Here is a 23,066-nt window from a genome sequence, read left to right as displayed (position 1 = left end):
GTGATATATTACTTTTTGAATGACATTTTTTAATCAATCATAAGGATAGTAATATGGAACAAAACAAAACCCTTCTTAGTACTTGCGCCTGGTTTACTTCAGATAGTTGGGATACGAAGATACTCAGGGATAATTCTGTTATTTTGGATGAAATATTTGGTACTTTATCGAAAAAAGTGTTCAACAATCAAAAGATTTATATCCGATTTGAAAATGATAAAATATACCTAGAGATGGAGCAGCAGAGCCAACAATTAGATTTATTTGGTAAACGAATTTACGATTTAAAGAAATTGTTTCGGCTTTTCTTCCGAATTGCGTATTTAAGGTTACTAAAAAATCATGGAGAGAGAGAACTTTCGGATGAAGAAGAAGCACTCTTGCGTGCTTTTCCGACAATGTCTTTGACAGCTGCTGAATATAATCGACTAGTTAAAATCCTTAGCTTATCAAAGGGTATTCTTCGGGAAAATGATTTACAGCAAAATGAATCTAATCAAGATGGACTAAATTTTGATGAACTAGAGCAAAGAGCGGTAGCAAATCCCGAGCATGCCATAGAAGCAACAACAGAAGGTTTTTATGGGGGGATATGCATTTACCAATCTATTATGTGGATTAAAACAGAAGATCGGAAACGACCGTTTGAAGTTAGAGTGAAAAATCCAGTGGACCTGGCTGACGAACTAAGTGAAATTACCAATCGATATAAAAAAAAGTTTATTTGGACGCTCAGTGAGGATTTCTATAATAATCGCAGAGAGTATGTAAGTTTTAGCGAAGTAGAGGATTTGGGGAGCCAACCTGCAAAAGCGGGTCAGGTGCAGTCCATAGATGTTGATGATCTTTTCGGCTCTCTAGGCTTCATGTCAGGTGATATTGATGACACATCTTTGCATGCGAAAAATAAAGCCGAGTTATCTCATTAGCCAACCTGTGCAAGAGACAGGCTAGAACCTAAATTCCAGTTCGTAGTGCAGGTGCTTTGATTCCTTAGAACTCATGCTAACCTGCAAAGTCTGTTCAATTTAGGTAGATACCCGAAGTCTGCTTAGCATTATAAAATGTTGAGAGCAGGGCAGTTGTGTCTGGGAGAAGCGTAACAGCGAATTGAATATTTAAACAGGTAGGGTTATTCGAATTCTAAAATTAAATTGTCAGTACCAAGACAAGCTACAGTTAAATCTGCCTGAAAAATGCTTAAAAGAATCGACGAGAGTTACAAACAAAAAATAATCCGGCAACCAAAAGAAAAATGGTACTTGGAGTGGAGGCAGACACTGGTGGTTGATTGATGAGCGTTGTGGCATCCGCTAAAAAACCTTCCTCAAAGGTTAGTCCTTCTATTTGTGATACTGTTAAATTCAAAAAAGCTGAATTACCGAAATCTACATCATATCCAGTAGATAGGATGTCTCCATTACCAATAATCTGATAACCCGAATTTAATTCTAATCGCTCACCAGGATTAAGTAAAATAGTCCCGTTGATTTCCAGAAACCCTTGATCCGTGATGCTTTCATATAGCGTGGAATCTATAATATTTTGTGAATCAATTAAGTTTTCAGTTTCAAGTTCATAAACTCGAGCAATCACAGCAGCATAGTTGTCATCAGCAACATAATCATCCTCATTTGGCTCTGGCGGGATAGGCAGCGAGTAACTACCTTCCACCAAGAATGAATAATAAATGACAATCGGAACCTCTGGTACGTCTGGTAAAGCTGAGCCTTCATAAGTAATGGATCCGCCAAATGAAACTTCCAAGACTGCAATGCTGGCAGGAGAACCTGTTAAACGAGAGCGAAGCGTGCCAGACGCGAGATTTCCATAAGCATATAGATCTATGAACTGAGGTCCTAAGCTTTCAGTAGTTCCAAAGCACTCAGGTAATCCAGGGCAGTCGTACCGTGCAGTATATTCAAGTTCGTTCATGTCATCTACAGAGAAGTTGGTCTGCTCATTTACTCCATCTAATCCGACAACAGATTGGACGTTGATTACACCAGCAAACGATGTAACTGAATAAATCATTATAAAAAAACTAGCGAATGCAGGAAATCTATTCATTTGGTATGTCCTAGTAGGCTTGATGATTGTAAACTAATTTCACACTAGCTTTGTATAAAAAATACACAATCATTGTGGGCGGTCTGCGTTTAAATGTCAACTTGTTGTTTATCGAAACGACCGTTTGAACATTTGGGTTAACTTTTTATAGTATAGACATGTTGAGCGACTGACAGACATAGTCATCGGATGAATATTTATAAACGTAACAGATTTCCGCGAGACATCATGTACTATGTAGTATGCTTCTAATACCGACTCAATCTTAGTTTGATAGATGGTGAAGATTTACTAAATGAACGCGGTATAGAAGTCAGTTAAGAAGCGATTCGATGTTGGTGCAATAAATTTGATCCTGAGTATACTAAATGATTAAAAAGAAAACGAAATGGATTTGGTGATAAATTTTTCATTGAAGAAGTTTTAATAAAATTAAATGGGGACTAATACTACCGTTAGCGAGCTGTAGAAAAAGATGAGGATGTTGTTTTTCTTGTCATCCAAAAAAGTGCGATTGTGAGGCTTCTAAAGAATTCTTTAAGCGTTTGATTGACGTAAAAAAGTTAGTCACGGATAAATTATGCAGTTGATCTTTAGCAAACTTTAAAGCACTTGTTTTTATATTTCGAGCCTCTGTTACTATGAAACTCAAGCCTTTACTGTGTTGACCTAGGCGATATGCTTTATTAAATGCGTTTATCTTCAAGTCAGTCGTCATTTTCTATTGGTGAGATGAGCAGCAGGATTATGAATGTCGAAACCAGATTGTTTTTTAGCAGCACGAAGAGATTGGCATAAAAGCGGCAGCATTCTTCTAATGTCAATAAAAATGATTAAACGTGATGAGATATTCGAGCTCTACGAAAAAGTTACGAAGGGTTAGATTCACCTCTAACAGTGTGATTTAGGTTTCTTTTAACCTGACGTTTGCCAGCTCACAGGGTAAACAAAAAAGGCGCAGCTAAACTCATGCGCCTGTTCAGTATGTTAAAAATACTTATTCCGAGCCTTGAATGATCAGCTCGGAACGGGGAAGCTCATAAACTTCTCCAGATGCATCAGTTAGCCTTATGACAACATGAGTAGCATTTGGATGTAACGTATAATCCGCCACCCTACTAGATGTGCTTGTAAAGAACCACAGCGCGTTATCTACCTGACCATCAACTAGCTCTATAGTCAAATTCACCGTATCGAATGTTTCGCTGCCGTTTTCGTTTTGCATCAGTATTTGCCCTTGCATTGGGAAGTAGGCTTCGGGAGCGAGCGTTGTGATAAATAAAGTGTTTATACTGGATGCATAGCCAACCTGTGCAAACGGCTCGAGTGGATCAACTTCAAATGCTGGTAAAGTTACCCGGTCACCATCATCGCTTAGCTCATCAAAATTTACTGTATTGTCTACGTTAATTTCGAAAGTATGGAGATCTGAATTGTCAATATCATCGTCAATGTAATCTAATAATGTAGTAAAGTAATCGTAAACTGTAACGTCGGTGTTGCACGCAATATCGAGTTCATAGTCTCCGTTTTCGTCAACGTATGTAAAATCGTAGGTCACCGATACATTGTTGAAGCCAACACCATAAATCAAGTTGTCGACTGCTGGCAAACCATCTTCAAACACACTTCTACCCGCAACCGAACAAAGCGGAGGTCTATCTACGGTAACGATTTGTAAGGGTGGATTATCGCAATCGGTAGATAGAGTTAGATCAGAGCTTTGAGAGCCTAGCTCAACTGTACTGAATACTTGCACTACGGCACTAACATCGTCTGACTGCGATATTCTTACTACTTCAACCGAAGCCCTGCCGTTTTCATCGGTAGAGAAATACTCTGAATTAAAATCAACACTTGTATCTCTGTCTGAAACTAAACCATAAATATTGGCAAGTGTTTCCTGCTCTAAGTTTTGCACCTCAAAATTAGCGCATAAACGCACAGGCTCATTAAATACTAGAGGGTAGTCAAGATTCCACCAGTCGCTTAGAAATATCTCGTTGGTTACCAATATTTCAAGAATATAACTTACGCTTTGACAATCGAAATCACTCTTATCGGCGGCCTGTAGGTTACCACTTCCATCATAAACACTACCCTGACCCAGTAGCTCCCAAAGCCCTGTGGAGGGACTGTAGGTGTACACTGGCACTTGAAAGCCTTCTGTTGACGGGGCACTATCGCCCAAACTATTTAATATACCACAGCTTGAAGCAGGGATATTTCGGTTAATCACGACGGGCTCTTCTTCATTTACTGCATTTTTTCGTTCCGAAACAGTCATATATTTAGTTCTTGTGTTTCGCTTCCTTTCAATTGCTTCTACAATATTTTCACCCGATTGCGTCATAATTTCTGCATAATTAAAGGCTACGGATACTAATGGCTGCCCTTCAGAATCGGCATACTCTCCAGGGAAAAGCTCGGCATCATCAGGATTATTTGGATCAAATGTCTCAACGGCGACCATAAGGCTAGTTGTATCGTTCGGTAAAAGTGAAGATGGGATCCCAATACTGATGCCACCCGCATCGACATTAGACATCATGTCTACATTAAAGCCTGTTACAATTGTACCCGAAATACTTTGAGAAGATGACATACTCACTTCTTCCTGAGGAATTTGAGTCAATTTGGCCTCAATACGATTAACTTCAAGTATATCAAGCCGTCTCGAGAAGCTAGTAAAACCACTTCGGCTTACCGTAATTGCAACCATGCTAGCGCCGCTACCGGTAAGTTCGGTATCAAACCGTAATTCATTAGGCTGTGCTTGGTTAAATATTGCTTCTGGTATGTCGGTGGCAACCACATTGTTATTATCGTCAAGTAAGGTGACCATAATATCAATTTCGTCGACACTACTTTGTATAGCAACATCGTTTGAATCAAAGCTTAAAACAGTGCCTCGTATATCAGCATTAACACTAGGTTGTGGCGATGTTACGGTGATAGTTACAGTGTCTGGTTCGCTATCGGCTTCTCCATCTGATACCACTAAGCTGACTAAATACTCACCTACAGTGTCTGGCGAAAAAGTGGTATCGACGACATCTGAAGACGTTAAAGCAGCAGATGAACCGTTGGGACCCGACAAGCTCCATGTGTAGGTTAACGAATCACCATCGGGATCGGTGCTCAACGAACCACTTAACATTATTTCAGTGTCCACTATTACTGTTTGGTCGCTTCCTGCAATTGCAACAGGAACTTGGTTCACTCGGTTAAGGTTAACAATAAGTGTATCTGATGCTGTTTCGCCATCGTTATCGCTAACAGTGACAGTAAACTCAAGTATGGTATTAGAGTTAATATCACCAGAGGTAAACGTTATTGTTGCTCTATCGTTGGCGTCGAGCATGACGTCTTCACCCGTAGTTTGCTCCCACAAATAGCTGGTAATTGTACCATCAGGGTCTTGCGCAGTTGCGTTTAACGTGACTAGTGTTTGTTCGTTTGCAGTGATTGGATTTCCCGCATCAACTATAGGTGCTTGATTTACTCTTAGTAGGTTAACATTCACTGTGTCACTTGCCGTTGCGCCATCTTCATCTGTGACGGTTATACTAAAAGTAAGTGTTTCATCTGCATTAATATCAGGCGCAGTAAAAGTAGCACTTGCTGCATTACTAACATTTAAGGTTACAGTAGTACCCGCTGTTTGCTCCCATAAATAACTAGAGATTGTGCCATCCGTATCATTCGCCGTTGAAGATAGCGTGACCACTGTTAATTCGTCGGCAGAGATGTCGTTGCCAGCATCTACCGTCGGTGCAACATTTGGGGTAGGTATTTGCGGTTTATCGCTATTAGAGCCACCGCACCCGAATAGGACGGTACTTAAAGCAATAGAACTGAGAAAATAAAGTGGAGTAAAACGTGATTGCATTTTTCTTCCTTAAAAACCAATTACGCAGACTGCAGTGACGAGTAGTCAAACTTGAGGGTGATTTTATGCTTATATAGTTGATGAATTTATTAAGATAAATAGAGTGGCTATTTTTTGAGCATAGTGCATGTTCTGAACAAGTGCAAACGTTCATTTTCTATTCACTTAGCACAGTATTGACATGTTATGTCGCTGACAAACATAGTTATCGGATGAATTTTTATGAATGTCTCAGATTTCCGCCGAGCACCAGTAAGTGCTAAGTAAGGCTCTACTACCGATTCAATTTTAATTTAAAATATGTTGAAAATTTACTTAACGAACGAGGTACAGAAGTTAGTTATAAAGCTATTCGATGTTGTTGCAACAAATTTGGTCCTGCGTATGCTAAAAGATTAAATAGAAAATGAAATGGACTTGGTAATACATGTTTCATTGATGAAGTTTTTATAAAAGTAAATGGGATCCGACATTATCTATGATCTATGGCGAGTCGTCGATCAAGATGGGGATGTCATTGATATATTTATCCAAGAGAAGCGAGATTGTAAGGCCGCTAAACGCTTATTTAAGCGTTTGATTGACGTAAACGAAGCACTTCCAAGGAAGATAGTCACCTATAAACTACCCAGTTATCCTCTAATTCGCAAAGTCTTGATGCCAAGCTCTATTCACTACAAATCTTTATATGCGAACAATAAAGCCGAGTTATCTTATCAGTCCACTCGAATAAGAGATAGGGTCATGTGGATATTCAATTCTATTAAACAAGGGCAGTGATTTCTGATTACTCATTCTGAAGTTCAGAATTTATTCAATTTAGGGAGATTCCTGTTGTTTGCTAAGCATTGTAAAATGTTAAGGAATAGGGCAATTGTGTCTTGGAAGAACATAACAACGAATTGAGTATTTAGACTGGTAGTATTATTTCAAGTCCATAACTTAACTTGTCAGTACACTTAGAAGTATAACCGCACTTCGACAAATCAGTTAATTCACTTTTTACTAACTAAAATCTATTATTGTGATACCAAAGCAATTAAAGAAAGAGTTACAGGTACATCACTACTAAGATCGGTTAGTCATACTTCAGTTAAGGGGCAGTATAGAAGGCTAGCAAAAGGTGGGGCACGATTATCCGAGTATTCATTCTCATATCAATCACCAAAGATGAAAGGCACAGTTGATAAACGAATTGAGCTCGCTTTTGATGTGACTCCAGAAAGTAACCCACCAACAAATATACATGTGCTGATCGGGCGAAATGGTGTTGGTAAAACCCACTTAATTAATAACATGATTAGCTCTCTCATTGATGATGACTCACCTTCCTCTAAAGTAGGTGAATTCGCATCAACAGAAAGTTTTGATGGGGAGCTTTTTTCTAACGTTGTTTCAGTTACCTTTAGCGCGTTTGATGAAACGGAGCCATTACCTGAGAAAAGGGATAAGTCATCGGGAATACAGTTTTCTTATGTGGGTTTAAAAAGAATAAAGAAGGTTGGAGAAAAAAGCCTCCCGCCCAAAAGCCCCGTCATTCTTAAAAATGAGTTTGTAAAAAGTATACTTGCATGTAAAGCCGGAAATAAAATTGAACGCTGGAAAAGGGCAATTGGAAAGCTAGAGACAGATCCTGTTTTCGGCGACATTAATGTTGCATCAATTTTAGAAATTGAAGAAGAGAATGATTTTAAAGAAGTATCAGGGCGAATATTTAAGAATTTGAGTTCCGGCCATAAAATTGTACTTCTTACTATTACTAGGCTGGTAGAAACAATTGAAGAGAGAAGCTTGGTCTTTTTGGATGAGCCTGAAGCTCATCTTCACCCGCCGTTGTTATCTGCCTTTATTAGATCACTTTCAGATCTTTTAATTAATAGAAATGCAGTTTCTATAATAGCAACTCACTCACCAGTGGTACTTCAAGAAGTACCTAAAAGTTGTACATGGAAACTTTGGCGAAGTGGGCACCTATCAAAAGTCGAAAGGCTCGAGACAGAGTCGTTTGGAGAAAATGTAGGTATATTAACTAGAGAGGTATTTGGCTTAGAACATACAGATTCCGGGTTTCATAATTTACTAAACGATGCTGTGGCTAAGTTCGAAGATTATGAGGCGGCGGTAAATAGTTTTAATGGTCAATTGGGCGTAGAGGCTAAAGGGATTTTACGTGCTTTATTTGTCTTGAAGAGAGCCCAAGTATGAGGAAATTGGTGCCACCAAATGAAAATGCAGTTGTTGTTTTTGAGGCGTGTATTGAGCGCGTAATGAATGTTGACCTCAAACGCCGTTTACAATCCTGCTCAGAAGAGATTGGAGAAGCTTCAGTAGAGTTTGACCAGAAAGCTGCAGTAGCAGAGTTACATACAATTAAGACCAAAGATAATGTGGCAGATGCCGTTTCAGTTGATGAGATGAAAAAAGTTTATACTTCGAGAATGGCTAAAAAAATGGCGCCAGGCAGGATTTACTATGACAGGATCATGGCACTACCTGAACATGGAAGGTGCCCGCTATGTTCTCAGCGAGTTGTTTCTGCATTAGATCATCATTTACCTAAAGCGCATTATCCATCATTGGCTGTTTCACCATTAAATTTGATTCCTTCCTGTCAGGATTGTAATAAAACTAAAGGCGAAGATATTCCTAGAAATTCAGAACAGGAAACATTGCATCCGTATTATGATGACGTTGAGGGTTTTACTTGGATAAAAGCAAAGTTAACGGAATCAATACCTGTCGCTATTGAGTTTTATGTTGATCCTCCTAGAAATTGTGATGAACTGTTAAAGGAAAGGTTAAAGCACCATTTCAGTACTTTTAAATTAGCTTCTCTTTATTCTTCTCATGCAGCTGAAGAACTTGCGAGTATTGAGTTCATCTCTAGGAAAATATTTGAAGATGGTGGTGGTGGTGAGTTAGAAAACTTTTTAAGAGATGCTGCTGAAAGTAGAATGCAGGTTAACACAAATTCATGGCAAACAGCTTTGTATACTTGTCTGTCTGAAAGTCAGTGGTTTTGCCAAAATAGGTTTATATAAGGAAGGCTAACAAGTTGCTGCACTCGGATAAATTACTCGCTGCGCTCCTAATTTTTCGGTGAGCAAGGCGTTAGTAGTTAATATTGACTTAACTTCAATTGTGAAATACATACGTAAGACAAATGCAAATAGTAGAGTAAATATCGAGTTAGAGCTAAATGATGGGTATCTACAAGTTAATCCACTAAAAGCCATAGTTGTCGTATGAATATTTATAAACGTCCCCGGTTGAAGTATAACATCATGCAATGCGCTATTTGGATTTCTTAAAAATTCACTTTTAACTTAATAGAGGTTGAGGGGTTTTTGAACGAATGGATATAATTCATCCATGAAGCGATTTGCTATTGGAGCAATTAACCAAGTATTGAGTAACCAAGCTGAATTACATAATTTATTTAAATTAGGAACTCATGTTGGAGTGCATTTAAAAGTGCTCAGTTTTAAAAATCAAATACATTAAGAATTGCTCCGAATGACCAGTCAAATTTTTCTTAATTATTAATCAACAAAACGGAAATAGACGGATAAAATATTCAATGAAATAGTTGATTAAATGTTCATGCAATCGAACAATAGTAGCTTAAGAAGCTAAGTGAACTTGACTTTTGACTTTATAAAAAAGGCTCCTGAACACAGAGCCCTTGCTGGTTACCCAACTTTTAGTTGGTTTTGTGATTGCTCTGAGGCTTTTGTCAGCGTCAATACCATTTTTTCCGCTACGGCATGTATAACGTTCATACAAACCGAGTTTCCGAACTGCTTGTAGATCTGAACTTGAGAAACGGCATCTACGTTAAATTCCGGCGGGAACCCCTGTAAATTAGCACATTCTCTCGGTGTAAGCTTTCGTGGATTTTTACCTAGATGGCTTTGGTCAATTAGGATCTCTGAACCATCTTTATAGTAACGGGCACTTATAGTATTTGTATATTTACTTTCGGCATTAAAAAGTGAATAACCGAAACCATTGCCTTTGGTTTTATGTTCAGCTTTACGTTTCTGATGGCCTTCCCATAGCTTATCGGAAATGGTGAAGCGGTCTTTACCCTGAACTTTTTTATCTGCATCCAGTTCCTGTTGAGTCTGAAGAATATCACCGACACGTGTCGGTGTTTTCGGAGGTTCCGGCCACTGGAACAATTGTTCAAAATCCACACTTGGGAATTCATCTTTATTATATCCAATGATGAAAACTCGCTCTCGGTTTTGTGGAGCGCCAAAATCTGCAGCTCTCAGTACGCGGACATCAACCCAGTAGTTCAGTCTGTCAGATAGGGCATGTCTTGCTTCTTCACTTATAGGGATGTCATCAGGAATTTCTTGATCATGTCTGCCCTGAAGAATATCCAATATTGTCTTTAGTGTACGTCCCTTATCATGGGTACGAATCTGCTTAACGTTTTCCAGTAAGAATGCTTTTGGTCTTTTAGCAGCAAGGATTCGCTGAATCTCGAAAAACATAGTTCCGCGGGTGTCATTAAACCCCTGCTTTAGTCCCGCCTGCGAGAATGCTTGGCAAGGGAATCCACCCAAGAGAATATCGTGGTCGTTAATTTTTGAAGCAGGAATCTTAGTAATGTCGCCATTGGGCATTTCGCCATAGTTTTCTAAGTACGTTTTCTGGGCAAACTTATCCCATTCAGAAGTGAACACACAATGTCCACCAAGCTGCTGAAAAGGATAGCGAATACCACCGATCCCCGCGAACAAATCGATAAAGGTAAACAAAGTGTCTTTAAGAGGCTTTTGTTTTAACGGGGCGTTATCGTAGTAGCGCTGCATTTGATCTTTCAGTTCAATAATACGACTCCATTTAAGAGGTGAAGGTCGGTGTTCACCACTTTCCCATCCTCGGACCGTACGCTCCCCGTCTTTGCCTAACCCCAGCATGTTTGCGAACTCACGCTGGCCTAAGCCAAGATTTTCTCTTAACTGTTTGATATGATGAGAGGTATTTAATATTTCTGCCACGGTGCTTATAATAATTCCGGTTTGTTACCTATTAATACCTCGAACTTTATATACGAGTGCTAAAAATTGCAATAGGTATCCGGTTTTTTACCTGGTAAAAAGAGAATAGTGATGACATATCTGATTAATAACGGTGTTATTGAGTTTGAGAATGTGCCAATATCATCGGAAGAGCTGTACAATTATGGTCGTATTAATGTCATTTTTAATGATGAAGAACTTTCTCTAATTGCTTCAAAGCGCCCAGCAAACATTCGCTTTCATTTCCATATAGAGCCTGCGCCCCATTTTTCTGTCAGTTTTAAAGGTGAGCAGTTGAATGAACAGCAACTCTACTCTTTGAAGTGTCAGGGGTACTTTATTGTTAATGCCAAACGGATTTACTTTGTGAACACAGAAATAAAGGAATACGTAGATACGGCATTTGCTGACTTGCAATTACCTTTACCCTCTTTAATCAAGCTGATAAGAACTTTGCATCAAGAAGGCTTGTGTGAACCGCTACCTTCTAACTTCTTGGAAACCTTGCGAGTAAAAAGAAAAAGTATCTCCCATCACGAGAATCTGTTCATAAAGGACCTATATCCTTATCAAAAAGAGGGCGTAGAATGGCTGAGTTTTTGTGTGGAAAACGGTATTGGAACAATCCTCGCAGATGATATGGGGTTAGGTAAAACTGCCCAAATTATTGCCTTATGTTGCAATATTCTCGAACAGAATCCAGAAGCAAGGGTGCTGATAGTGGTACCCAATCCTTTATTAGATAACTGGATACGTGAATTCGCATTTTTTGCTGCTAGCATTGAACCATACTTACACTACGGGAGCTCTCGACGAGGTATCAGCACTGCTCTTTCCGCGCATAGTGTCGTGATTACGCCATATACAACGATGACTTCTGATATCGCAATGCTAGAAGAGTTGAATTTTGCTCTTACTGTGTTTGATGAAGCAAGCATGTTGAAAAATCCAAACTCAAGAAGGTCAATTGCTGCAAGGCGTTTGGACAGTGGTGTAGTCGTTGCAATGTCTGGAACCCCTGTAGAGAATAGCTTACTGGATGCTTGGTCTCTTTGTGACTTGGTATTCCCTGGATACTTAGGGTCACAGGATAGATTTCAATCACGCTACGTCAACCGTGATTTATCTGAAACGCTCAACAAAGATTTGGGAGAGTTAGAATTATCACTACGTCAGATAACCCTTCGACGGATGAAAAAAGATGTGCTTGAACAACTTCCAGAAAAGTTGGACATACATCTGCCTGTATCGATGGGAGACATTGAGAAGTCCGCATACACTAGTATTATCGAAGAAATGAAGTTTGATGCTGATGCAGGAGGTGCAGGCATACTTCCACTGATAAATAAACTTCAGCAGTTTACAGCGCACCCATCTCTTCTAAATGCTGTGATACCAACGGACGTTCGCTTGTTGTCAAAACAGAGTGCCAAATTTGAACTGTTGCTGTTAAAACTAGATGTCATTGCCCAAGCAGAAGAAAAGGTCATCATTTTTGCAACCTTTCAGAGAGCTATTGATCTTATCAAAGGTACTATTAAAGAAAAGTACGGAGTTATTGCTGGCGTTATCGACGGGAGAACGCCAAATGTGAAACGTCAGTTGTTAATTGATAAATTTTCATCCTCGAATGGCTTTGATGTCCTGATTCTTCACCCAAAAACTGCTGGAATGGGATTGAATATTACGGCAGCTACACACGTTATTCATTACAGCAGACAATGGAACCCAGCTCTAGAAGAGCAGGCGACAGCTAGAGCATGGAGGAATGGACAAAAGTCCATAGTCAGTGTTTATTATATGTATTACGCCGATACCATTGAAGAAACGATTGATGAGCGAATACGCCTCAAACAAAAGCTGAGTGACCGAGTCGTCTCGGTTGCTGATGATAAAGATACAGACAAGCAAATCATGCTTGCATATTTGGAAAACTTAGGTTTATGAGTCAACAACAAGAAATACTAGAAAATGACTTTCGTCCCTCCGCTGCACGTTTAGTAGAAAGTTTACGAGATACTGGTTATACCCGTGAAGCCGCATTTGCAGACATTATCGATAATGCCATTGCTGCTAATGCCACGAAAGTTTCGATAGAGCTTCAGTATATGTATGGTGAGTTCAGAGTCATTTTTACCGATAACGGCAATGGCATGTCTGAAGCAGAGTTGCTAAATGCAATGCGCTACGGTTCGGAGAAACGAGCAAATCCCAAATCTTTAGGGAAGTTCGGTATGGGCCTGAAAACGGCCTCAACGGCATTTTGTCGCCGACTTGTCGTACTAACTCAGAAAGATAGTGTTCAAACTGGTCGTGCTTGGGATATTGACAGAATCATCAGCACTGACCGATGGGAGCTGGAAACTCCTGATGCTGAGGACTATTACGATGATTATGAAGAGTTGAAAGGTTTCACTGATAACGGCGGAACTATGATCATCTGGGAAAATACTGACCGATTAATTAAAAAAGCTAGTGTTCAACAAACTAAAACCGCGATAGACAGTCTTGGACATGAGATTTCACTGGAATTAAGTGCCATATTTTTTAAGTTTTTGGCTGAAAAATCAGTTTCAATTTCAATGAAAATTTGTGATCAAGCTCCTTTCGAATTGAAAGGTTGGGATCCGCTTTGCTCAGATTTTGTTTCGTTAGATGGTGTTCGTTCTAGGATACTTAGAGAGAAAGTTGTTCCTGTCGATTTGAGTGGGAATATGGAGTCATTTACTGTAAAAGGCAGTGTAATTCCTTCTCAAAATGACCTCAATTCTGATGAACAAAAGTATGTCCGGTACAGTCTAGATAATCAGGGCTTCTATATTTACCGTGAAGGCAGGTTAATATGGCATGACGGTTGGCCACATCGCATGTATAAAAAAGAGAGTAAGATAACTCGTCTTCGCGTTGAACTGCATTTTGATCATAAATTGGACGATGTGTTTAACATCGACTTTCGTAAAAGCCGCGTGATTATCCCAGTGGAAATTCGAGAAGAACTTCGACGTTTAGTATCTCCATGGAGACAGGAGCTTTTGAGAGGGCAGGCTCGAACAATCGCTGCAAACGCTAACAGAGCTCATGGTCCTGCCGATAAAGCGATAGATAAACATTCCAAATTTACAAAAAACTCAGAGTTGACAGTTGACGGTGACACCGTAACGATTCGTAACATGAATCAGATGAAACCTGTGGTAATTGAAGGGATCAGGGTTTATGAAGATAAAAAAGTCCGTGTCCATGAAGAAGACTCTATTCTAGGGGATGAACTATGGGAACCATCATGTGATGATGAAGGTAATACGTGTGTTACTCTCGGTAAGACTCACCCTTATTTTCATAAGATGTACAACGTTTGCAAGGACAATGTTGAGGCGGTAAAAGCGCTTGATATGCTGCTCTGGAGTCTAGCTAATGCGGAACATGGAGAATTTTCAGAGGTTAATCAGCACACATTAAGAGGCTTTAGGCAAAAAGTTAGTCAAACGCTTCGTTACCTGAGTATAGAATTGCCCGATGCGGAGGAAGATGAATGAGTTATCAGTTCGATCTAGGGGATTTTAAACGTTACTTGAATGATAAAAACCCTAAATACCGTGTAGACGGGCTGATTTTCTGGCAAAACCGTATACCGATTCCGATAGACTTGTTCAATCGTATTTTTAATGAGTCTGACCAAATCGTGTCCGATTATGTTTATCAGATAGTAGGGAGTGCAGTGACTTTCAGTCATAGAGATTCCTTCGAAATGACTATGGCTGTTGAGGTAGCCGATTTACCTAACGGTGACCTCAAGAGACGAGCTTTGGCGCTTAAAGACTGGTTGAATGAAAACCTTCCTGATAAGTCTCCTGTTGTTCGCATGTCTTATGAGGTTGCCGATATTTTAGGGCTAGATAACTTTATATTTTCAATCGATAAAGTTTCCGAAGCATTGCAGCATCAGGGAAAAAAATATGCTCGTATCTTTATGCCTGTAGAGATTCGAAATCAATTTAATTTAATTCCTGATTGTGAAGGAGTCGGCGCGGATAATACAGATATGTTTGGCAACATTATTGCCGATCGCTACAATATTTATCGTTCAGGATTCAGCGATGCGCTCGCCATTATTTTCAATGCTCTACTTGAATTCAGAATTCTTTGTTCAGGTCGAGGAGAACACCTGCAGCGCTTACGTATTATTACCCCAATATTGGAAGATGTTGACGTTCGATTGGGTAAAACAACAGATGGATCCTTATGGGAGCCAGGTTATGATGACGATCACTATATTACGTTGAACTGCGAACATCCGTTAGTACGCAATCTTTCAGAAGAACACTCAAAACCTTTAGCAGAACTACTGTTCTATATGGGGGAGTTTGAAAACAGTCAGTTTTCTGACGATAGCAAAAAATTCGTCGAAAATATGCGTCAGATTGTATCACGTAGCTTATGGATTAAAAACGATTAAGTTAAGACCTGCGGTGCTGATGTACTGACGGATTCTTTAAGGAAATGGGTAACTATGCTTTCAAAAATTAATGTGGTTGGGAAGTGGTTTCAGGGTGAGCCGGATGAAGGCTGGCGCTTTGATGAAATAAAGTTTGGAGATGAAGCGAAGCAGGAATTTAAAAAGCTCAACTTAGATATAGAAACGTATGATTACTCAGCAAGAGTCAGCGGTGACAAAAATCATACTTATATCCCTAGCCATTACTTTTTGTATGCGATAAAAATTAAGCCATTAGTTGACTTACTTAGTCGTTATATGGAGATTTTTGATAAAGTTACGACAAATGTTTCTGCTACAGAGTTCCATGATCTAATAACCAGCCATAACCCTAAGAATAGTGTTTTAGATACTTTAGATTTATACAGTAAAGATAACTTTGTTAGGGTATTTAAGAACAAGTCTGATCGCTTGAACGCCAAAGATATTATTAATGCCCAAGGTGAATCCAATAAAAAATTTCGCTCTGGCAGTGATTTTTTTCGCTCTATATTGTTGAAGGCTATGCCTGTTCGCGATGTTAGTTCTGATATGTTAGGTCAGCTGATTTATGCGTTTCATGAGTCACCTGACGCTTATGAATATTTGATTAAACATTATTCTTCCAGTGTTCCCTATTTACTGCTGGCGCAAAAGGGTGATGAACTTCTGTTTATGATTATGTCGATCCTTGGCTGGAACAATAAGTTTGATGACCTATTTGCTTCAGAAAGTGATGACATGGTGGACTGGGATGGCATACCTAATGCTTTTCTGCTAAGTCATACTCCTGTAGCTGGCAACTCTTCATACGTAGAAGAACCGGTTCATTACCATTCTGTTCAGAAGAAGTATGTATTTATTAAAAAAGGCTTACTAGATACTGATACCGTTTTTAATCATGTATCTACTTTGATATCAGATCTTTGGCAAAATGTTGTTGTTGGAAAAGATGCAGACAAGTTTTACTTAAGATCTGCAGTTGCGGAAAGGGTGAAAGGTGGCCTGAATAAAATTATCTATGGCGCTCCCGGAACTGGGAAAAGTCACAGTATTAAAAAATTGACTGATCAGGAAGGTACTAGGAAAGTTGTCACTGTGTTCCATCCGGATACTCAATACAGTGATTTTGTCGGCTCACTCAAACCTCATACTGAAAGAATAAATGGCTCACCATTGATCACTTATCAGTATCGTCTCGGACCTTTTGTCAAAGCACTTATAGAAGCGGAAAAAAATCCGTCATATAAAGTTTATCTTATCATCGAGGAAATCAACCGTGCTCCTGCAGCTGCAGTATTTGGCGAAATATTCCAGTTGCTAGATCGTGGCGAGGACGGTAGCAGTAAATACAGTATTGAAGTGTCTGATCCGGATATACTAGAGTTCTTAAAGCAGAATATATCCACATCAATAAAAGAACTCAGGATACCTTCTAATTTGTTCATCTACGCGACAATGAATAGCAGTGATCAGGCAGTAATGCCATTAGATACAGCTTTTAAGCGTCGGTGGTCCTTCGAATACATTAGCCTTAATTTCAATAAGGCACCTGAGCAGCAACTGGAGTTGATAACTACTGACGGTATGTATCATATATCTTGGAAAAGCTTTGCAGATAGTATTATCAACAGGATGCTTAAAGAGTTCAGAGTCGCAGAAGACCGTTTAATTGGTCCGTTCTTTCTAGATAAAGTAGAGCTGAAAAATTGGAAAATGGCTTTGAGCGGTAAACTCTTTGTTTATTTATGGGATGATGTGTTAAGGCACAAACATCAAGACAGAAAGCGTATCTTTAAAAAAGATATTACAACTTTTGGTGATTTGTTTACCGACTTTTCTACGGATAAGCCTATATTTGCTGATGAAACCGACCAATTAATAAAAGAGCATGGCACAAAAGCAGATTCACAATGAATAAGCTGACGTTTCATAGAGACAGAACAGCAATCAAGTTATTGCCTCCACTGCTAAGGGAGAGGATGACTCAGAAAGGCCTGATTGCTCCTGATCATCTTGAAGTTCAGTATTGCGGTTTTGTTTCATGGCATTACGGAATCGCTGTATTTATGCCTAGAAATAGCCAAGAAGGATATGAAACGTCAGAGAATGCTTTTTATTTGCTGCAGGCTCTGATGCGATACTATTTCGGTAAAGTATCAGGAGTTTATGAAGGCAATAAAAATGAACTTATCGGTGGTGATTCATTATCACTAGCTTCAGCTCTGGTCGACGATTATCTAGCGAACGGTTTGTATGTCAGGAGAAAAAAACATTACTCATTAAATTACGGGCGTACCGACTGGAAAAGAACCATTTCTCGCCACACTCCTTTTCCATCTGGAAATAGTCACGTTTATCTATCCTTTGAGTCCAGTTGTACGCGCTATGTTTCAGAAAGTGAAACAGCCAGAATTCACGCTCGAGTTATCAAAGAAATCAGCCGACAATATGGTGTATTGCTCTTTGGACAGGAAAGACTGTTTGATGAACGACTGGAAACACTTCCTGAACCTAATGGTGATTTTGATACTCAGGTTTCAGAGTTGGATCGTGAGTTGACACAAATCTACTCAGACCGAGACATCCAGCTAATTAATATGCTGAAACGCTTTATACAAAAAAGTTCTGAGACTGAAGGTTACGAATTGTTGGTTGGTACAAGGGCTTTTCACAATGTTTGGGAGGGGATGCTGGACAACTGTCTTCCCAATAAAATTGATATTAACAACAGACTCCCTGTTCCTTACTATTTGCAGGATGAGCACTACCATGAAGTCGCTGGGAAAGGGCAAAGGACCGATACTGTCATTGCGAGTAAAGATAATAAAAAGTGGGCAGTAATAGATGCAAAATACTACAAAGCAGCATCTGCTGAATCAGCGCCGGGCTGGCCAGATTTGGTGAAGCAGTTTTTTTATAAGACAGCAGCTGAAGAGATTTGTGGGGTTGATGTTACAGTCACTTTACATTTCATTTTTCCAGGTACGGAACATAATCTTTTAAAGGCGAAAGTAGGTGTACGAGGACAGAGAAAAATCGCTATTGAAAAGTTTGTGTCTGTTGAACAGTATGGTGAAATACAATGTCATTATTGCGACCCAGTCAATCTGATAAGAAAGTATGTTAATAGTAAGAAACTGTATATAAACGATGGCTCTGATATTACCGGACAGATTTTTTGTTCGTATTAAACTAGTATGTAATTAGATCTATATTTAATTCACTAAGGTTGGATTGTCTCCAAATATTCTGAAGTTTTTGTGTCTGATGTTGTATTATTAAGAGCGCTGTGTCTGTGACACTGGCACTGGTGCTGACATCACTTTAAAGCCATGTATCGGCGAGCATCTGTTAGTTTGAATTTAAAAATGAGCCAGTTTTAGCAATCATTTGCATTAATAATTGCTCTGCATGACTAATCAAATTTTTCTTATTTGTTAATCAACCAAACGGAAATGGACGGATCAAATATTCAATGCAATAGTGGATTAAATGTTCATGCAATCAAACAGGATATTTAAAAGCGTCACAAATTTACTCAAGGCGTTATTTAATACGCTATTTGGCCCATCATTATCTATGGCGAGCCTTCGATCAAGATGGTGATGTTATTGATATATTAGTCCAAGAGAAGAGTGATAGGAAGGTAGCTTAAAGAATATTTAGTTGGCTTAAATAAAAAACTTCCACGGAAAATATTGATTGATAAATTTCGCAGTTATCCTGTAGAACTTTAAGCCATATTTGTTGGAACTACATATAAGATCGCTTTGCATACTAACAATAAAGTCTAGTTATCTGAACAGCTCTATCGGATTAGAGATATCTTCATTCGGAAATTCATATCCATAGTACATACAAGACTAGCGAATCCTGAGTTCTTATGTTGAGTTTCAGAAATGAAGATACATGATCTCTGCCATGCATTAAAAAAATGTTGAGGAGTAGGGCAATTGACTCTAAATAGAGAGTGGCTGCGATTTGAATATTTAGACTGTTAGAATTCTTTGAATTTTAAAACTTAACTTGTCAATACTCCACGAACAGGAAGCGAAAACAATATTGCAAACATACGCTGAGTGAAACTGTTCTATTATGAACTACGGGCCATTTCACTGAAAATTTATTTTTAAGGACAGGTAATTTGATTAAAAAGCTGATGTGTTTAAATGTCGACCTACTAAAAACTTTTGAGCCTGCTAGTGCAAGATATTCTTTTTTAATTCCCCGTCCATCACTTTGTAGCGCACTCGTTACATCAACATTGTTAAAGAAAATTGATGAGGGATTACAACTTATTGAATTAAATGGGTTAATTGAGGTCGTTTATAAGATTGAAGACATCAATTGGTTTAGCTCCTTAGACGACTTAATTTATCAAAAAATCAATACAAATCTTCATATTACAAATGGCGCTATTTACTTTTCGGGTGCGTTTGCACCTGAAAAATTACCTGTGTTTGTATCGAAAAGATTACCTTTGTCAAGTGTAATGACAAGAGACTTCACAAAACCTAAAGAACTAAATTTATCATTGTTATCTTCCGAAGCTGCAATAGTTCTTATTCAAGAAATTAAACAATTAGAAAAGGAATTAAATATTGCCTTAGATAGACAATATAGTTTAGACGATTTAGATAATGCGCTCAATAAATTGACATCGGCTAGTGTAATTTCTGAAAGTACTTCAACCAGTGCTCTTGCATACGAAGTAAGTGCGGAAATTAAAATGTTATCGATTGCAAATGAAAAACTGGAATCTTACATTGATGAAAAGTGCAAAATCCTTTGCAAGCAAATACTAGGTATTGGCATTGGCGATTACATCGTAACTCAAAGCCATTTCCAAAATAACATCATTGAAATTCAAATTACGTCCGCTCGATATCATGATGGCGTTATTTACCTAGATGGCCCCAAAGTGCTCAAATCAGGTGAGTTGGGAAAACGTACTGAAACTGCTTCGATAACACTGGTAAATAAAGATGAGCATCTATAAAACCGTTCGCGATTTACGAAAATCACAAAGCCTTTCTCCTATAAGTATTTATTGTAAAGAAGCAGCGCAATCTCTCCCAAACATCAAAGACTTCTTTAAGGAAATTACACCAACACTTAAGTTGATTTTAAAGGCGTTTAAACTAGCGGGGTTTAGTATCTTTGTCTCAAATTGGGGGGGACTTTTTTTATTTAGTCCAGCACTAGGAATAGAAGTATTTGTAAAAATTGAACCAAATATTCGATATATGGCAAAAAGTCCCCCTGAGCTTATTAAACAAAAAGGCTATGACGTAAAAGACGTTCAACTACCACCTGAGCGATTTGTTCTTAAATATTTTTTCTGTGGCACGAAGTCTAAGTGGCGTCATATTTATTTTAATACTGCGCTTGATTCAGTCGATATGGTGTATTCAAAATTCATTGAACAAATAATAAAAGAAAGTAGACCCTTTCAAGGGCGACACGACACATCGTTAGAGCAGAAGACTAAAGAAAATTTCTTATCAAAAAATAGTATTTATGCATTTGCCCTCTTCGCGAAAAAACATGCCTCGTCAACAATTGGACTGAACCGGTTAAGCGGTATTTTCGAGTCTACAAATGTAAACGAGTTTTATATTGGTGGGTATGGTGCAGTAATACTGACAAACTATTCAAGAAGCGTTGATTTAGTGCAGTGGTTCAAGAATGATGTCACTTTTCTAAAAAAGTACCTACCTGAAGTTTTCAAACAACATGAAATATCTTGTAAAACACTTAAAAAACTCGCCCCCAATAACGAAGAACATCAATTTATGGTTGAAGCATTAGACGCCATTTTATTGAAACAATTGAAAAGTCCAGTCTCTGCCGATGAGTATCTTAATGAACACTTAAACTTTAATAAAGAGCAGCCTATACCGAACTTGCTAGGTTCGACTGAAGGTGTAATCAAAATATTATCCCTATGTGGTAGGTGACTATACACTATTTAAAAGTACCAAAGTATTCAATTGTTACAAATCATATGATTGAACTCATTCAATTATTGTTATCTATTGAATTTTAAAGAAAAAAACTGCTATTATTCCTTTTTGAACGTCATTTAGAATGTGACACTCTTAGTGAGGAAAGAAGTAACGGGATATGGATATTTCAATAATAGAAAAACTGAGTGCATTGATAAAAGATCCGACGTTAGAGCAGTTAACATTAAACCTTTCAAAACCAAATCTATTTGAGATTTTGAAAATCTCAAATACCGAAATTCGACATTCAAATTTTTTGGCTTGGTTGTTAAGTCCTTCTCAAAGTCACCAGTTGAGAGATACTTTTCTTAAGTGGTTCCTAAAGGATATTTTTAGTGATAGTCGCGTGGAATGGATTGATGAATTTAGTGTCGATAGCATAGACACTAGTAAGCTCATAATTCACAGAGAGTTTAGACATATAGATTTAGTATTGGAAACAAATGACTTTATAGTCGTTATTGAAAACAAGATGTGGTCAAAAGAGCACTCTAATCAGTTAACTCGATATAAAAAAATCATTCAAAAAGAATTTCCCCTAAAGGAGCATGCGTTTGTATTTTTGACTCCATATTCTCATTCACCAGAGCAAGAAGAAGATAAAGACCTATACGTCTCATACGGTTATGAATCCATTATCAGAATTTTAGATATAATTTTAGGCATCTATGGGCACTCATTGTCTGAAAAAATATCTATATATATTAATGACTACATTGAAATATTAAGGAGAAATGTCATGCAGGAAGATGAAGCTACGAAAATTGCACAAGAGATATATAAAAATCACAAAGAAGCATTAGATTTCATTTTCCAAAAAAAACCAGACCTAGCTTTGAAATTTGGTGAAGTTTTTGACGAGGTTATTCAACACGAAGGGTATATTTTAGGTACACAAGGTAAGGGTTATTGTAGATTTACGACACCCAAACTCAATGAATTATTGCCCAAAAGCAAATTGCCCGGTTGGAATCAAAGCGAATCATTTCTTTTTGAAATTCGATTTTATACTTCCAAAGTCATTTTCACCTGCGTTGTTCCTCCTTCGCAACATGAACTAAGAGAAAAATTATTAAAAGCGCTAAAAACGGTTGAGGGCGCTAAGAATTCAAAAAGTACAAAGTGGTCAACTGTGCATAATCATAATTGGAATATCAATTTGGAAATTGAAAAGTATGATGATTTGGCTCTTCTTAAAGAAGACATAGAAAAAAAGTTGAGCAAAGAACGTGAATTTATATTTCAGATTGAGCAAGCAATAATAAGTGAGTTTAATGGGTATTGACAATTTAAGCCACTGAAAGACTTTGTGAAAAGATGTAGTAGCTCTGACTTGATCTGAGAGTTACCCGACTTTTTAGGTTCCAGTGCAAGTTTATATTTGCGCTACTACAGATTATTTTTTTAACACCAAGACTAAACTTGCAACACCTTTAAGGATAATCTTTGTTCAATTGTTAGTTATATAGTTAATTAATTTTTATGAAGAAATTAACAGCAACATTTATGTGAAATAGTCTCAACTTAATCTGACACTTCTTCTTGCAAAAGAGAGAGTTACCCGTTTTGATAAAGGTGTCGAATCT

Annotated in this window: 15 protein-coding genes; 12 read left to right on the top strand and 3 right to left on the bottom strand. The window is 38.2% G+C overall.

Going from position 1 to position 23,066, the window contains the following annotated elements; all coding sequences use genetic code 11:
• Window positions 1-53 precede the first annotated feature (53 nt).
• Window positions 54-929, top strand: coding sequence for a hypothetical protein (locus ACNKW3_RS19085; protein ID WP_427400936.1), 876 nt, complete (start codon window positions 54-56; stop codon window positions 927-929).
• A gap of 271 nt (window positions 930-1,200) precedes the next feature.
• On the opposite strand, the gene ACNKW3_RS19080 is transcribed toward ACNKW3_RS19085, so the two are convergent.
• Both ACNKW3_RS19080 and ACNKW3_RS19075 read right to left on the bottom strand, forming a co-directional pair.
• Complete coding sequence (locus tag ACNKW3_RS19080; RefSeq protein ID WP_427400935.1) at window positions 1,201-2,070, bottom strand: hypothetical protein; 870 nt, start codon at window positions 2,068-2,070, stop codon at window positions 1,201-1,203.
• A gap of 997 nt (window positions 2,071-3,067) precedes the next feature.
• Window positions 3,068-5,962 (bottom strand): PKD domain-containing protein, encoded by a 2,895-nt coding sequence (locus tag ACNKW3_RS19075; protein WP_427400934.1) that lies wholly within the window; start codon window positions 5,960-5,962, stop codon window positions 3,068-3,070.
• A gap of 459 nt (window positions 5,963-6,421) precedes the next feature.
• Between ACNKW3_RS19075 and ACNKW3_RS19070 the strand changes: the two genes are divergently transcribed.
• From ACNKW3_RS19070 to ACNKW3_RS19060, 3 genes are all read left to right on the top strand, one after another.
• Entirely contained in the window at window positions 6,422-6,742 is a 321-nt protein-coding gene (locus tag ACNKW3_RS19070; RefSeq protein WP_427400933.1) for a DDE-type integrase/transposase/recombinase, read from the top strand.
• A 390-nt stretch (window positions 6,743-7,132) separates the two neighbouring features.
• Window positions 7,133-8,167 (top strand): AAA family ATPase, encoded by a 1,035-nt coding sequence (locus tag ACNKW3_RS19065; protein WP_427400932.1) that lies wholly within the window; start codon window positions 7,133-7,135, stop codon window positions 8,165-8,167.
• A gap of 8 nt (window positions 8,168-8,175) precedes the next feature.
• Window positions 8,176-9,003 (top strand): HNH endonuclease, encoded by an 828-nt coding sequence (locus tag ACNKW3_RS19060; RefSeq protein ID WP_427400931.1) that lies wholly within the window; start codon window positions 8,176-8,178, stop codon window positions 9,001-9,003.
• Between the two features lie 651 nt (window positions 9,004-9,654).
• Here the strand turns inward: ACNKW3_RS19060 and dcm are convergent.
• Window positions 9,655-10,977, bottom strand: coding sequence for a DNA (cytosine-5-)-methyltransferase (gene dcm, locus ACNKW3_RS19055; RefSeq protein ID WP_427400930.1), 1,323 nt, complete (start codon window positions 10,975-10,977; stop codon window positions 9,655-9,657).
• A gap of 111 nt (window positions 10,978-11,088) precedes the next feature.
• Between dcm and ACNKW3_RS19050 the strand changes: the two genes are divergently transcribed.
• From ACNKW3_RS19050 to ACNKW3_RS19015, 8 genes are all read left to right on the top strand, one after another.
• Window positions 11,089-12,945 (top strand): DEAD/DEAH box helicase, encoded by a 1,857-nt coding sequence (locus ACNKW3_RS19050; protein ID WP_427400929.1) that lies wholly within the window; start codon window positions 11,089-11,091, stop codon window positions 12,943-12,945.
• Window positions 12,942-14,531, top strand: a complete 1,590-nt coding sequence (locus tag ACNKW3_RS19045; RefSeq protein ID WP_427400928.1) for an ATP-binding protein — start codon at window positions 12,942-12,944, stop codon at window positions 14,529-14,531. Before ACNKW3_RS19050 ends, ACNKW3_RS19045 begins: the two co-directional genes overlap by 4 nt.
• Complete coding sequence (locus ACNKW3_RS19040) at window positions 14,528-15,451, top strand: hypothetical protein (protein ID WP_427400927.1); 924 nt, start codon at window positions 14,528-14,530, stop codon at window positions 15,449-15,451. Before ACNKW3_RS19045 ends, ACNKW3_RS19040 begins: the two co-directional genes overlap by 4 nt.
• Window positions 15,452-15,505: 54 nt before the next feature.
• Complete coding sequence (locus tag ACNKW3_RS19035; RefSeq protein ID WP_427400926.1) at window positions 15,506-17,386, top strand: McrB family protein; 1,881 nt, start codon at window positions 15,506-15,508, stop codon at window positions 17,384-17,386.
• Complete coding sequence (locus ACNKW3_RS19030; protein ID WP_427400925.1) at window positions 17,383-18,663, top strand: LlaJI family restriction endonuclease; 1,281 nt, start codon at window positions 17,383-17,385, stop codon at window positions 18,661-18,663. The genes ACNKW3_RS19035 and ACNKW3_RS19030 overlap by 4 nt, the downstream gene beginning before the upstream one ends.
• Window positions 18,664-19,616: 953 nt before the next feature.
• Complete coding sequence (locus ACNKW3_RS19025; protein WP_427400924.1) at window positions 19,617-20,471, top strand: hypothetical protein; 855 nt, start codon at window positions 19,617-19,619, stop codon at window positions 20,469-20,471.
• On the top strand, window positions 20,458-21,432 hold the full coding sequence (locus ACNKW3_RS19020; protein WP_427400923.1) for a hypothetical protein: 975 nt from the start codon (window positions 20,458-20,460) through the stop codon (window positions 21,430-21,432). The genes ACNKW3_RS19025 and ACNKW3_RS19020 overlap by 14 nt, the downstream gene beginning before the upstream one ends.
• A gap of 166 nt (window positions 21,433-21,598) precedes the next feature.
• A complete protein-coding gene (locus ACNKW3_RS19015; RefSeq protein WP_427400922.1) occupies window positions 21,599-22,765 on the top strand; it encodes a PD-(D/E)XK nuclease family protein in 1,167 nt (388 codons plus the stop codon).
• The last annotated feature ends 301 nt before the right edge of the window (window positions 22,766-23,066 follow it).

Origin of the sequence: Glaciecola sp. 1036 (assembly GCF_050306235.1) — a bacterium.
Classification (GTDB): domain Bacteria; phylum Pseudomonadota; class Gammaproteobacteria; order Enterobacterales; family Alteromonadaceae; genus Glaciecola.
This window is presented reverse-complemented; position numbering and strand designations above follow the sequence as displayed.